The organism is Acidovorax sp. GW821-FHT10A04, from assembly GCF_059415825.1.
The window spans coordinates 123,155-135,718 of the sequence record NZ_JBWKNZ010000008.1 but is presented as its reverse complement, the minus strand read 5'-3'; the positions used below and the strand labels follow the sequence as shown (position 1 = coordinate 135,718).

Here is a 12,564-nt window from a genome sequence, read left to right as displayed (position 1 = left end):
ATGCCGCGGGTTAGGCCACGTAGCAGAGCACTTCGCCACCGACACCGGTAGCACGCGCCTTGCGATCGGTCATCACGCCCTTGGGCGTCGTGACAATTGCCACACCCAGACCGTTCATGACTTGTGGAATGGAATCATGGCCCTTGTACACACGCAGGCCAGGGCGGCTGACGCGCTCGATGCGCTCAATCACCGGACGACCAGCGTAGTACTTCAGGGAGATTTCGAGTTCGGACTTGCCGGATTCGGTCTTGACCTGGAATCCGTCGATATAACCCTCGTCCTTCAGCACCTGGGCGATGGCAATCTTCACTTTGGAAGAAGGCACCAGAACCGTGGCCTTGGCGACCATCTGTGCATTACGGATGCGGGTCAGCAAGTCAGCGATAGGATCACTCATGCTCATGTTGTAATTCTCCTGCCTGCTTACCAGCTGGCCTTGGTGACACCGGGGATGTCGCCTGCAAAAGCCAGTTCACGGATCTTGGCGCGGGCCAGACCGAATTGACGGAAGGTACCGCGTGGGCGACCGGTGATTTCGCAACGGTTGCGCTGGCGCGTGGGGTTCGCGTTGCGTGGAAGCTTCTGCAGGCCCAGGCGGGCTGCATCACGCTCTTCATCGCTGCGCTTGGCGTCACCGGCGATCGCCTTCAGTTCCGCATACTTCGTTGCGTACTTGGCGGCCAGTTTTTCGCGCTTCAGTTCGCGCTGGATCAAAGCTACTTTAGCCATACCCTGCCTCAGTTCTTGAACGGGAAACGGAAACCAGCCAGAAGAGCCTTGGCTTCTTCGTCGGACCTGGCCGTCGTGGTGATGCTGATATTGAGACCGCGCAGGGCGTCGACCTTGTCGTACTCAATTTCAGGGAAAATGATCTGTTCCTTGACGCCGATGTTGTAGTTGCCACGGCCGTCGAAAGCGCGACCGGAGATACCACGGAAGTCACGAACGCGGGGCAGAGCCACGGTCACGAAACGGTCCAGGAACTCATACATCTGCACGCCACGCAGCGTGACCATGCAACCGATGGCTTGGCCTTCGCGGATCTTGAAACCGGCGATAGCCTTCTTGGCCTTGGTCACCACAGGCTTCTGACCAGCGATCTTGGTCAGGTCAGCCACAGCGTTGTCCATCACCTTCTTGTCCGAGACTGCCTCGCTCACGCCCATGTTGAGCGTGATCTTGGTCAGACGGGGGACCTGCATGGGCGAGGTGTAGCCGAACTGCTTGGTCAGTTCGGGAGCGATCTTGTCGCGGTAGATTTCTTGGAGTCGTGCCATGTTTGCCCCTTAGGCCGCCTTGATTTCGGCGCCGCTGGACTTGAACACGCGAACACGCGCGCCGTCAGCCTGCACCTTGATGCCCACGCGGTCAGCCTTGCCGGTGGCCGCATTGAAGATGGCAACGTTGGACTGATGGATGGGCATTGCCTTTTCCACGATGCCGCCCGTCGTACCCTTCATGGGGTTCGGCTTGGCGTGCTTCTTGACCAAATTGATGCCGTCGATGACGAGGTAGGAGTCATCCTTGCGCAGCGACACCGTGCCGCGCTTGCCCTTGTCGCGCCCGGTCAGCACGATGATTTCGTCGCCCTTGCGAATCTTGTTCATGGCGCGTCCTTAGAGAACTTCAGGAGCCAGGGACACGATCTTCATGAACTTCTCGGTACGCAGTTCACGCGTCACGGGTCCAAAGATGCGGGTGCCGATAGGCTCCAACTTTGCATTCAGCAACACTGCAGCGTTGCCATCGAATTTGACGAGCGAGCCGTCACCGCGGCGGATGCCCTTTGCGGTGCGAACGACCACTGCGCTGTAAACCTCGCCTTTTTTGACGCGGCCACGCGGAGCGGCTTCTTTGATGCTCACTTTGATGATGTCGCCAACGCTTGCATAGCGACGCTTCGAGCCACCCAGCACCTTGATGCAAAGGACGGACTTGGCGCCGGTATTGTCGGCAACCTCTAACCGAGATTCTGTCTGGATCATTTCAATATTCCCAACTTGCACCAGAAGACCACGGCCCCAGAGAACTTCTCAAGGGCTGCAGATCAGCCAGTCAGTCTTGGGCCCGTCGTCCGCACCGCAAACCATTTGCAGCACTTCCCGCTGGGCAGAAACTTCACGTAGGAAACGCGAAGCCCTCGATTATTGCAAAGGGGAAACCCGAAGTCAAGCGCCTATCACACTGGAGCGTGCAAATACTGGTCGGCCAGTGACAAAAACGCATCCAGTTGTGGATCGGTGCCCAGTTCTTCCTGCAGGAGGGCTGCCACCAGGGGGGCAGTGGCGATGGCCTGGCGGGCGTCCAGGAACAGCATGCGTGAGCGGCGCGCCAGCACGTCTTCCACCGTGCAGGCGTATTCATGGCGGGCGGCAAAGCGCACCATGGCCTCGGTCAATCCGCCACCCAGGTCCACCCCGGCGCCCTGCAGCTCGCGCACGACGGCGGCTTCGCTGCCGTAGGAATGCAGGCCCTGGGCGTCGCTGATACGGTGGCGCACCGGTTCGGCGGGCGTGCCCACCAGGGGCAGGCGGTTGGTGACGCCAGCGGCCTTGTCCGGCAGCAGGCCGACAGTGAAGCATTTTTGCAACACATCCTCGGCCATGGCACGGTAGGTGGTCCATTTGCCGCCGGTCACCGTCACCAGGCCGCTGCGGCTGGCCAGCACGGTGTGCTCGCGGCTGATCTTCTTGGTGTTGTCGCCGTCATCGTCCTGCGGCTTGACCAGGGGGCGCAGGCCCACCCAGATGCTGCGGATGTCGGCCGCCTGGGGGGCGCGGGTCAGGTAGCGGGCGGCCTCGTCGAGGATGAAGGCCACCTCTTCCTTGAAGGCCAGGGGTTCGCGCACCACATCCTGGCGCGGGCTGTCGGTGGTGCCCAGGATGAGCTTGCCCAGCCACGGCACGGCAAACAGCACCCGGCCATCGGCCGTCTTGGGCACCATCAGGGCGTGGTCGGAGGGCAGGAATTCGCGGTCCACCACGATGTGCACGCCCTGGCTGGGCGCCACGATGGGCTTGACCGGGCGGCCGATGGCCTCGCCGTCCATCTGGCGCAGGGCATCCACCCAGACACCGGTGGCGTTGACCACAGCCTTGGCGCGCACGGTGAACTGGCGGCCGCTGGCGCTGTCTTCGCAGACGAAACCCGCCACCTTGCCGTTTTCATGGACCAGGGAAGTCGCCGGGCAGTAGTTCACCAGCAGCGCACCCTTGGTGGCGGCCGTGCGGGCCAGTGCCAGGGCCAGGCGGGCATCGTCGAACTGGCCATCCCAGTATTTCACGCCGCCCTTGAGCCCGTCCTGGCGCGCATTGGGCAGGCATTGCAGGGTCTTGGCACGGCCCAGGAACTGGGTGGACCCGAGGCCTGCCTTGCCCGCGAGGGCGTCGTACATCATCAGGCCGATGCCGTAGAACGGCGTCTCCCAGGCCTTGTAGGACGGCATCACGAAGGCCAGCGGCTGGGCCAGATGGGGGGCATTGTTCAGCAGCGTGGTGCGCTCGTGCAGGGCCTCGCGCACCAGCGCGATGTTGCCCTGGGCCAGGTAGCGCACGCCCCCGTGCACCAGTTTGGTGGCACGCGAGGAGGTTCCTTTGGCGAAATCGTGCGAATCGACCAGCACCACGCTGAAGCCCCGGGCCGCCGCGTCCAGCGCCACGCCCAGGCCCGTCGCACCGCCTCCGATCACGGCCAGGTCGTACTGGCGGGGTTCGGCAAGGCGGTCGAGGAGATCGGAGCGCCGCGTGGGCAGGGGGGAAGAAACGTGGGTCATAGGTAGCGATTGTCCACAGGCACGGGGTTGGGCCTAGGGTTAACCCTGAAATTCTTGACACCTGCGGAGCGGGATTGGCCTTGTGGACCATCCGCCGCCGCAGGTTCGAGGGAAAGAAACGGGGGCCTGCGCCCTCCTCTCCTGGCTAGCTATGTACATGGAGAGAAAGGCCGGCCTCCCTGGACTGGCAGCCGCTCAGCGCGCCTTGCCGTCCTTCCAGGCCTGCAGCAGCTTGTCGTAGGCAATGGTTTCGCCCTTCGGCTTCTCGTTGGCCAACTTGGCCCATGGGGCCTGCTTGTCGCTCAGCCACTTGGTGGGCGCGCTCTTGGGATTGAGCTTGGGCGCGCACTTGGCCATGCCGGCGCGTTCGAGGCGGGCCATCACCTGGTCCATCTCGTCGGCCAGCGTGTCCATCGCGCCCTGGGGCGTCTTCTCACCGGTGACCGCCTGGGCCACGTTCTTCCACCACAGCTGGGCCAGCTTGGGGTAGTCGGGCACGTTGGTGCCGGTGGGCGACCAGGCCACGCGCGCCGGGCTGCGGTAGAACTCCACCAGGCCGCCGAGCTTGGGCGCGGCGTCCGTCATGGCCTTGGACTGGATGTCGCTTTCGCGGATCGGGGTCAGGCCCACCAGGGTCTTCTTGAGCGAGGTGGTCTTGGCCGTCACGAACTGGGCGTACAGCCAGGCGGCAGCGGTCTTGTTGGCATCGTGGTCCTTGAAGAAGGTCCAGGAACCCACGTCCTGGTAGCCGTTCTGCATGCCCTGCTTCCAGTAGGGGCCGTTCGGGCCAGGGGCCATGCGCCACTTGGGCGTGCCGTCGGCGTTCACCACGGGCAGGCCGGGCTTGGTCATGTCGGCCGTGAAGGCGGTGTACCAGAAGATCTGCTGCGCGATCTGGCCCTGGGCGGGCACGGGGCCGGCTTCGCCAAAGGTCATGCCCGTGGCTTCCTTGGGCGCGTACTTCTTCATCCAGTCCACGTACTTGGTCAGCGCATAGACGGCGGCAGGCGAGTTGGTCGCGCCACCGCGGGCCACCGAGGCGCCCACGGGCGTGCACTTGTCGTCGGCCACGCGGATGCCCCATTCGTCGATCGGCAGGCCGTTGGGCGCACCGATGTCGGCCGTGCCGGCCATGGACAGCCAGGCATCGGTGAAGCGCCAGCCCAGCGAGGGGTCCTTCTTGCCGTAGTCCATGTGGCCGTAGATCGGCTTGCCGTCGATGTTCTTCACGTCGTTGGTGAAGAACTCGGCGATGTCCTCGTAGGCGCTCCAGTTGAGCGGCACGCCCAGGTCGTAGCCGTACTTGGCCTTGAACTTGTCCTTGATGTCCTTGCGGTCGAACAGGTCGGCGCGGAACCAGTAGAGGTTGGCGAACTGCTGGTCGGGCAACTGGTAGAGCTTGCCATCGGGCGCCGTGGTGAACTTGGTGCCGATGAAGTCCTTGAGGTCCAGGCCCGGGTTGGTGTATTCCTTGCCCGTACCGCCCATGTAGTCGGTCAGGCTCATGACCTTGCCATAGCGGTAGTGGGTACCGATCAGGTCCGAGTCCGAGATCCAGCCGTCGTAGATCGACTTGCCCGACTGCATCGAGGTCTGCAGCTTCTCGACCACGTCGCCTTCCTGGATCAGGTCATGCTTGACCTTGATGCCGGTGATTTCCTCGAAGGCCTTGGCCAGGGTCTTGGATTCGTATTCGTGGGTGGTGATGGTCTCGGAGACCACGGAGATCTCCTTGACCCCCTTGCCCTGGAGCTTCTTGGCCGCCTCGATGAACCACTTCATCTCGGCCATCTGCTGGTCCTTGCTCAGCGTGGAGGGCTGGAACTCGCTGTCGATCCACTTCTTGGCTTCGGCCTCGCCGGCCATGGCCGACTGCCCGGCCAGGACCGCTACCGCCAGTGCCAGCGCTGTATACCGCGTCTTCATAGTGCCTGTCTCCTCATTAATCACTCCCCTTTGGATGCACATGGGTCGCCCGGCTCCGGGGAAGGGTTGAGCCGTGCAACGGGAACATTTCCAGGCGCTGTCAGCCCTTGCGCATGACCAGCGCCAGCAGCAGCATGGACAGCACGAAGCTGAACCAGATCGAGGGGTCCTCGCCCAGCCCGAACCATTGCGCGAGCTTGCCGCTCACGCCCACAAAGATCAGGTTCACGTAGGCTGCCGAGAGCAGCCCGATGAACAGGCGGTCGCCGCGCGTCGTCTCCAGGGGCAGGAAGCCCTTGCGCAGGGTGGTGGGGGATTTCACTTCCCACACCGCCATGCCGATCAGCATCAGCACGATGCACGTGAAGAACACCGCCACGGGCAGGGTCCAGGCCATCCACTCGAACATGTCGATACCTCCTTACACCCGGCCCATCGCGAAACCCTTCGCGATGTAGTGCCGCACAAACCAGATCACGATGGCGCCCGGCACGATGGTGAGCACGCCGGCCGCGGCCAGCGTCGCCCAGTCCATGCCCGAGGCGCTCACGGTGCGCGTCATGGTGGCCACGATGGGTTTAGCGTTGACGCTGGTCAGCGTGCGCGCCAGCAGCAGTTCCACCCAGCTGAACATGAAGCAGAAGAACGCCGCCACGCCCACGCCGGCCTTGATCAGCGGCAGGAAGATGGTGACGAAGAAGCGCGGGAAGCTGTAGCCGTCGATGTAGGCCGTCTCGTCGATCTCGCGCGGGATGCCGCTCATGAAGCCCTCCAGGATCCACACCGCCAGCGGCACGTTGAACAAGAGGTGCGCCAGCGCCACGGCGATGTGCGTGTCCATCAGGCCCACGGTGGTGTACAGCTGGAAGAAGGGCAGCAGGAACACGGCCGGTGGCGTCATGCGGTTGGTCAGGAGCCAGAAGAACACATGCTTGTCGCCCATGAACTGGTAGCGCGAGAAGGCATAGGCCGCCGGCAGCGCCACGGTGAGCGAGATCACCGTGTTGATGCCCACGTAGATCAGGCTGTTGATGTAGCCCGAGTACCAGGACTCGTCGGTGAAGATGGTCTTGTAGTTGTCCCAGGTGAAGTGCTGGGGGAAGAACGAGAACGTGGAGAGGATCTCCGCGTTCGTCTTGAAGCTCATGTTGACCATCCAGTAGATGGGCAGCACGGCGAACACCAGGTAGGCCGCCAGGAACAGCGACCGCTTGTGAAAGCGCTTTTCATTCATGGCCGGCCCCTTCGTTGCTGGCGGTGCCCACGCGCTGCATCCAGTTGTAGAGGATGAAGCACAGCAGCAGGATGATGAAGAAATAGATCAGCGAGAACGCTGCGGCAGGGCCCAGGTCGAACTGGCCCACGGCCTTGGTCGTCAGGTACTGGCTCAGGAAGGTGGTGGCATTGCCCGGCCCGCCGCCTGTGAGCACGAAGGGCTCGGTGTAGATCATGAAGCTGTCCATGAAGCGCAGCAGCACCGCGATCATGAGCACGCCGCGCATCTTGGGCAGCTGGATGTAGCGGAACACCGCGAACTTGCTGGCACCGTCGATGCGGGCGGCCTGGTAGTAGGCGTCGGGGATGGAACGCAGGCCGGCGAAGGCCAGCAGCGCCACCAGCGGCGTCCAGTGCCAGACGTCCATCAGCAGCACCGTCAGCCAGGCCTGCGTGGCATTGCCGGTGTAGCTGTACTCGATGCCCATCACCTGCAGCATGCGGCCCATGAGCCCGATGTCGGCCCGGCCGTAGATCTGCCAGATGGTGCCCACCACGTTCCAGGGGATCAGCAGCGACAGGGCCACCACCACCAGCACGGCCGATGACTTCCAGCCCTGCGCGGGCATGGACAGCGCCAGCATGATGCCCAGCGGGATCTCCACGGCCAGCACCGCCAGCGAGAAGGTGATCTGGCGCCACAGCGCGGCGTGCAGCTCCTCGTCGCGCATCACGGCGGCAAACCATTCGGTGCCGACAAACACGCGCCGCTCGGGCGAGATGATGTCCTGCACCGAGTAGTTCACCACCGTCATCAGCGGCAGGATGGCCGAGAAGGCCACGCACAGGATCACCGGCAGGATCAGGAACCAGGCCTTCTGGTTCACGGGCTTGGTCGTGGTGCTCATGGGGTGACCTCCGCGGCCAGCAATTGTTCGTTCTGGTAGAAGCAGGTGTGCGTGCCCAGCACCTGCAGCCACGCCGTGTCGCCGGCCGATGGCAGGCGGGTTTCGGGCACAAAGCGCGCCTTGAGCGTGTGCTCGCCCACCTTGGCGGTGAGCATCAGGTAGGTCCCGATGTCCTGCACCTGCACCACCGTGCAGGGCAGCGCACCAGCCTCCTCGGGCTGCGCCAGGGCCAGGTACTCCGGCCGTATGCCGACCTGCAGGGGGCCTTCGGGCAGCGTGCGGCCTACGGGTACCGACAGGCGGTGCCCGGCCACCGACAGGTTCGTGCCGTCGCGCTGCGCGGGCAGGAAATTCATGCCCGGCGAACCGATGAAATGGCCCACGAAGACGTGCGCCGGGCGCTCGAACAGCGCATCGGCCGAGCCCACCTGCACGGCGCGGCCGCGCGTCATCACCACCACCTGGTCGGCAAAGGTCAGTGCCTCGACCTGGTCGTGCGTCACATAGATCAGCGTGAGCTTGAGCTCGTGGTGGATCTGCTTGAGCTTGCGGCGCAGTTGCCACTTGAGGTGCGGGTCGATCACCGTGAGCGGCTCGTCGAACAGCACGGCCGCCACGTCGGAGCGCACCAGGCCGCGGCCCAGCGAGATCTTCTGCTTGGCGTCGGCCGCCAGGCCCGCCGCGCGCTGGTTGAGCTGGCCGCTCATCTCCAGCATCTCGGCGATGGCGCCCACGCGCTGCTTGATCTGGTCCTCGGGCACCTTGCGGTTGCGCAGCGGAAAGGCCAGGTTCTCGGCCACCGTCATGGTGTCGTAGATCACGGGGAACTGGAACACCTGGGCGATGTTGCGCTCCTGCGGGCTGGCGCGCGTCACGTCGCGGCCATCGAACAGCACCTTGCCATGCGAGGGCACGAGCAGGCCCGACATGATGTTGAGCATGGTCGTCTTGCCGCAGCCCGAGGGGCCGAGCAGCGCATAGGCGCCGCCGTCCTCGAACTCCATCTTCAGGGGCAGCAGCGCGTAGTCGCCGTCCTGCTGCGGATTGGGCTTGTAGGAATGCGCCAGGTCCAGGCTGATACGTGCCATCTCAACGCCCTCCCAGGCGCGCGGGCGCCCACACCAGCCGGCCATCGGCACCGAACACATAGGCCTGTGCCGGGTCCAGGTGCAGCGCCAGGGGCGTGCCCAGTTCAAAGTAATGCACTCCGGTGAGCTGCGCCACCAGGTCCCCCCAGGGGGTGGAGGCGTGCACGAAGGTGTCGGAGCCCGAGATCTCGGCCAGCTCCACCGTGCCGCTCACGCTCACGTCGCCAGGACGGGCCTGCACGCGCAACGCACTGGCGCGCACGCCCACGGTGACGGCGCCGGCCGGCGTGCCCTGGGGCAGCGGGATGGCGAGCATCGCCCCGCCCTGCAGCTGCACACCCTGCGCAGCCACGGTGGCGGCGACCAGGTTCATCGGCGGGTCGCTGAAGGCACGCGCCACGCGCAGCGAGTTGGGCGCATGGAAGACCTCGGCCGTGGGGCCGTACTGCAGCAGCCGGCCCTCGTCGAGCACGGCGGTGTAGCCCCCGAGCAGCAGGGCTTCGGCCGGCTCGGTGGTGGCATACACCACGGTGGACTGGCCGGCCGCGAACAGCTGGGTCAGCTCCTCGCGCAGTTCCTCGCGCAGCTTGTAGTCCAGGTTCACCAGCGGCTCGTCGAGCAGCATCAGCGGTGCGCCCTTGGCCAGGGCCCGCGCCAGCGCCACGCGCTGCTGCTGGCCGCCCGAGAGCTCGGCCGGGTAGCGGTCCAGGAACATCTCGATGTGCAGGCGGGCAGCGATCTCGCGCACCCGGGCATCGATGTTCTTTTCGCCGCGCAGCTTGAGCGGCGAGGCGATGTTGTCGGCCACCTTCATCGAGGGGTAGTTGATGAACTGCTGGTAGACCATGGCCACGTTGCGCTCGCGCACCGGCATGCCGGTCACGTCGGCACCGTCCACCCGCACGCTGCCGGCGGTGGGTGTATCGAGCCCGGCCATGATGCGCATCAGGCTGGTCTTGCCGGCCTGCGTGGCGCCCAGCAGCACCGTCACGGCGCCGCTGTGCAGCGCCATGCTCATGTCATGGAGCCAGGTCTGCGCCCCCACCCTCTTGCTGATGCTGTCCAGTGCCAGCTGCATCCCGCATGCCTTTCCGTAGTGCCCCCACGGGGCCTGTTATGCCAAACCGCCGGCGCAGGCGCACAGCGGTCGTTTGTTTTCGATTGCGTTCATTCTTGTTCTTTTGTGATCGTTTCAAATCAAGGTTTACCCTTAATGGGTTCCTTTTTGTTCCATTTAAAGTAGGCGCTTCCTTCTGGCTTCTTTCTTGCTGCCTTGACCGCGTGAATACGAACCCCCGACAACTCCTGCTCCTTGAAGAAGTGCGCGCGCGCAAGTCCGCCAGCGTCGAACAGCTGGCCGAGACCCTGGGCGTGACCCTGCAGACGGTGCGCCGCGACGTGCAGCGCCTGGCCGAATCGGGCCTGCTCACGCGCTTCCATGGCGGCGTGCGCGTGCCCAGCTCCACCGTGGAGAACCTGGCCCACACCCAGCGCGAAACCCTGCATGCCGAGGGCAAGGCGCGCATCGCACGCGCCGTGGCCGAGCAGATGCCCAACGACTGCTCGCTGATCCTGAACATCGGCACCACCACCGAGGCCATTGCCAAGGCGCTGCTGCACCACCGCGGGCTGCGCGTGATCACCAACAACCTGAACGTGGCCGCCATCCTGAGCGGCAACCCCGAGTGCGAGGTGATCGTGGCCGGCGGCGTGGTGCGTGCGCGCGACCGCGGCATCGTGGGCGAGGCGGCGGTGGACTTCATCCGCCAGTTCCGCGTGGACATCGCGCTCATCGGCATCTCGGGCATCGAGCCCGATGGCTCGCTGCGCGATTTCGACTACCGCGAGGTGAAGGTGGCGCAGACCATCATTGCCCAGTCGCGCGAGGTCTGGCTGGCGGCCGACCAGAGCAAGTTCAACCGCCCGGCCATGGTGCAACTGGCCACGCTGCAGCAGATCGACCGGCTGTTCACCGATGCGCCGCCGCCCGAGCCCTTTCCCGTATTGCTCCAGGACGCCGAGGTCATCTGCACCGTCGCCGCCTGATCCCGCGCAGCGCCTGGCTGCACCCCGCCTGACTTATCCTTGCCCGCCATGACCTACCTGCTCGCACTCGACCAAGGCACTTCCAGCTCCCGCAGCATCGTCTTCGACGAGCAGGGCCACATCGTGGCCCAGGCCCAGCGCGAGCTGCCGCAGATCTACCCCCAGCCCGGCTGGGTGGAGCACGACCCGATGGAGATCTGGCGCACGCAGCTGGCCACGGCCCGCGAGGCACTGGAGAAGGCGAACCTAAAGGCCAGCGCCATCCGCGCCGTGGGCATCACCAACCAGCGCGAAACCACGGTGCTGTGGAACCGCCAGACCGGCCAGCCCGTGCACCATGCCATCGTCTGGCAGGACCGCCGGGCCGAGCCCGCCTGCGCCCAGTTGCGCGAGCAGGGCAAGGCCGCGACCATCCAGGCCAAGACCGGCCTGCTCATCGATGCCTATTTTTCGGGCACCAAGCTGCAGTGGCTGCTGGACCATGTGCCCGGCGCGCGCGCGCAGGCCGAGCGTGGCGAGCTGGCCTTCGGCACGGTGGACAGCTGGCTCATGTGGCAGCTCACGCACGGCCAGGTGCACGTGACCGACGTGAGCAATGCCTCGCGCACCATGCTGTTCAATGTGCACACCAACCAGTGGGACGACGAGTTGCTGGCGCTGCTGCGCATTCCCAAATCGCTGATGCCGCAGGTGCAACCATCGAGCTCGCACTTCTGCGACGTGGCGCCCGATCTGCTGGGCCACGCCATCCGCGTGGGCGGCGTGGCAGGCGACCAGCAGAGCGCGCTGTTCGGCCAGGCGTGTTTCAGCGCGGGCATGGCCAAGAACACCTATGGCACTGGCTGCTTCATGCTGATGCACACGGGCACCACCTTCCAGACCTCGAAGAACGGCCTGCTCACCACCAGCGCGGCCCAGGCCGGCGCGCAGACCGAGTTCGCCATGGAAGGCAGCGTCTTCGTCGGCGGCGCCGTGGTGCAGTGGCTGCGCGACGGCCTGCGTGCCATCTCCACCAGCGGCGAGGTCGAGTCGCTCGCCCAGAGCGTGCCCGACTCGGGCGGCGTGATGATGGTGCCAGCCTTCACCGGCCTGGGCGCCCCGTACTGGAAACCCGACTCGCGCGGCACCATCACGGGGCTGACGCGCGGCTCCACCCTGGGCCACATCGCACGCGCCGCGCTCGAAAGCATCGCTTACCAGAGTGCCGCCCTGCTGCTGGCCATGAGCCGCGATGCCGTGGCCGCCGGCGGCGCGCCGGTGAGCGAGCTGCGCGTGGACGGCGGCGCCTGTGTCAACGACCTGCTGATGCAGTTCCAGGCCGACCTGCTGGGCATCCCGGTGGTGCGCCCCGCCGTGATCGAGACCACCGCGCTGGGTGCCGCCTACCTGGCGGGCCTGTCCAGCGGGGTGTACGGCAGCACGGCAGAGCTGTCGCAGCTGTGGCGGGCCGAACGGCGCTTTCTGCCGACCTTGGGCAAGGCACGTGCACACGAACTGATGGAGCGCTGGGAACGGGCCGTGCGCCAGACCACGGCAGAGTGACCCCGGGGCAGACAGGAACAGGGGCCGCAGGCGGTGCGGCTACCATCATGGCCCTGCTGTTTGA

Annotated in this window: 14 protein-coding genes; 2 read left to right on the top strand and 12 right to left on the bottom strand. The window is 65.3% G+C overall.

Annotation, left to right across the window (positions count from 1 at the left end; genetic code table 11):
• Nucleotides 1–10: 10 nt before the first annotated feature.
• The 12 genes from rpsH to AC07PF_RS18000 all read right to left on the bottom strand — a co-directional run bounded on the left by rpsH (nucleotide 11) and on the right by AC07PF_RS18000 (nucleotide 9,990).
• Nucleotides 11–406, bottom strand: coding sequence for a 30S ribosomal protein S8 (gene rpsH, locus AC07PF_RS18055; RefSeq protein WP_007861717.1), 396 nt, complete (start codon nucleotides 404–406; stop codon nucleotides 11–13).
• A 20-nt stretch (nucleotides 407–426) separates the two neighbouring features.
• Entirely contained in the window at nucleotides 427–732 is a 306-nt protein-coding gene (rpsN, locus tag AC07PF_RS18050; protein ID WP_007861712.1) for a 30S ribosomal protein S14, read from the bottom strand.
• Nucleotides 733–740: 8 nt separating this feature from the next.
• The gene (gene rplE / locus AC07PF_RS18045) at nucleotides 741–1,280 is read right to left on the bottom strand and encodes a 50S ribosomal protein L5 (protein ID WP_007861706.1); all 540 of its coding nucleotides are present in this window, start codon (nucleotides 1,278–1,280) and stop codon (nucleotides 741–743) included.
• A gap of 9 nt (nucleotides 1,281–1,289) precedes the next feature.
• Nucleotides 1,290–1,610: a 50S ribosomal protein L24 gene (rplX, locus tag AC07PF_RS18040; protein WP_145697096.1), complete on the bottom strand. Its 321-nt coding sequence runs from the start codon at nucleotides 1,608–1,610 to the stop codon at nucleotides 1,290–1,292.
• A 9-nt stretch (nucleotides 1,611–1,619) separates the two neighbouring features.
• Nucleotides 1,620–1,988, bottom strand: a complete 369-nt coding sequence (gene rplN / locus AC07PF_RS18035) for a 50S ribosomal protein L14 (protein WP_007861702.1) — start codon at nucleotides 1,986–1,988, stop codon at nucleotides 1,620–1,622.
• 194 nt (nucleotides 1,989–2,182) lie between these two features.
• Nucleotides 2,183–3,775 carry a glycerol-3-phosphate dehydrogenase/oxidase gene (locus AC07PF_RS18030; RefSeq protein ID WP_145697095.1) on the bottom strand — a complete coding sequence of 531 codons (1,593 nt, stop codon included), beginning with the start codon at nucleotides 3,773–3,775 and terminating at the stop codon, nucleotides 2,183–2,185.
• A gap of 195 nt (nucleotides 3,776–3,970) precedes the next feature.
• Complete coding sequence (locus AC07PF_RS18025; RefSeq protein WP_007861699.1) at nucleotides 3,971–5,701, bottom strand: ABC transporter substrate-binding protein; 1,731 nt, start codon at nucleotides 5,699–5,701, stop codon at nucleotides 3,971–3,973.
• 100 nt (nucleotides 5,702–5,801) lie between these two features.
• Nucleotides 5,802–6,110, bottom strand: a complete 309-nt coding sequence (locus tag AC07PF_RS18020) for a DUF2160 domain-containing protein (protein ID WP_494606855.1) — start codon at nucleotides 6,108–6,110, stop codon at nucleotides 5,802–5,804.
• Nucleotides 6,111–6,122: 12 nt separating this feature from the next.
• Complete coding sequence (locus AC07PF_RS18015) at nucleotides 6,123–6,935, bottom strand: carbohydrate ABC transporter permease (protein WP_007861697.1); 813 nt, start codon at nucleotides 6,933–6,935, stop codon at nucleotides 6,123–6,125.
• Nucleotides 6,928–7,824: a carbohydrate ABC transporter permease gene (locus AC07PF_RS18010; RefSeq protein WP_007861691.1), complete on the bottom strand. Its 897-nt coding sequence runs from the start codon at nucleotides 7,822–7,824 to the stop codon at nucleotides 6,928–6,930. Before AC07PF_RS18010 ends, AC07PF_RS18015 begins: the two co-directional genes overlap by 8 nt.
• Complete coding sequence (locus tag AC07PF_RS18005; protein WP_007861690.1) at nucleotides 7,821–8,912, bottom strand: ABC transporter ATP-binding protein; 1,092 nt, start codon at nucleotides 8,910–8,912, stop codon at nucleotides 7,821–7,823. Before AC07PF_RS18005 ends, AC07PF_RS18010 begins: the two co-directional genes overlap by 4 nt.
• A 1-nt stretch (nucleotide 8,913) precedes the next feature.
• Nucleotides 8,914–9,990 carry an ABC transporter ATP-binding protein gene (locus AC07PF_RS18000; RefSeq protein WP_494606852.1) on the bottom strand — a complete coding sequence of 359 codons (1,077 nt, stop codon included), beginning with the start codon at nucleotides 9,988–9,990 and terminating at the stop codon, nucleotides 8,914–8,916.
• Nucleotides 9,991–10,193: 203 nt separating this feature from the next.
• Here AC07PF_RS18000 and AC07PF_RS17995 point away from each other — a divergent pair, with 203 nt between their 5' ends.
• A complete protein-coding gene (locus AC07PF_RS17995; RefSeq protein ID WP_494612775.1) occupies nucleotides 10,194–10,958 on the top strand; it encodes a DeoR/GlpR family DNA-binding transcription regulator in 765 nt (254 codons plus the stop codon).
• Between the two features lie 48 nt (nucleotides 10,959–11,006).
• Nucleotides 11,007–12,500, top strand: a complete 1,494-nt coding sequence (gene glpK / locus AC07PF_RS17990; protein WP_494612774.1) for a glycerol kinase GlpK — start codon at nucleotides 11,007–11,009, stop codon at nucleotides 12,498–12,500.
• Nucleotides 12,501–12,564: the final 64 nt, after the last annotated feature.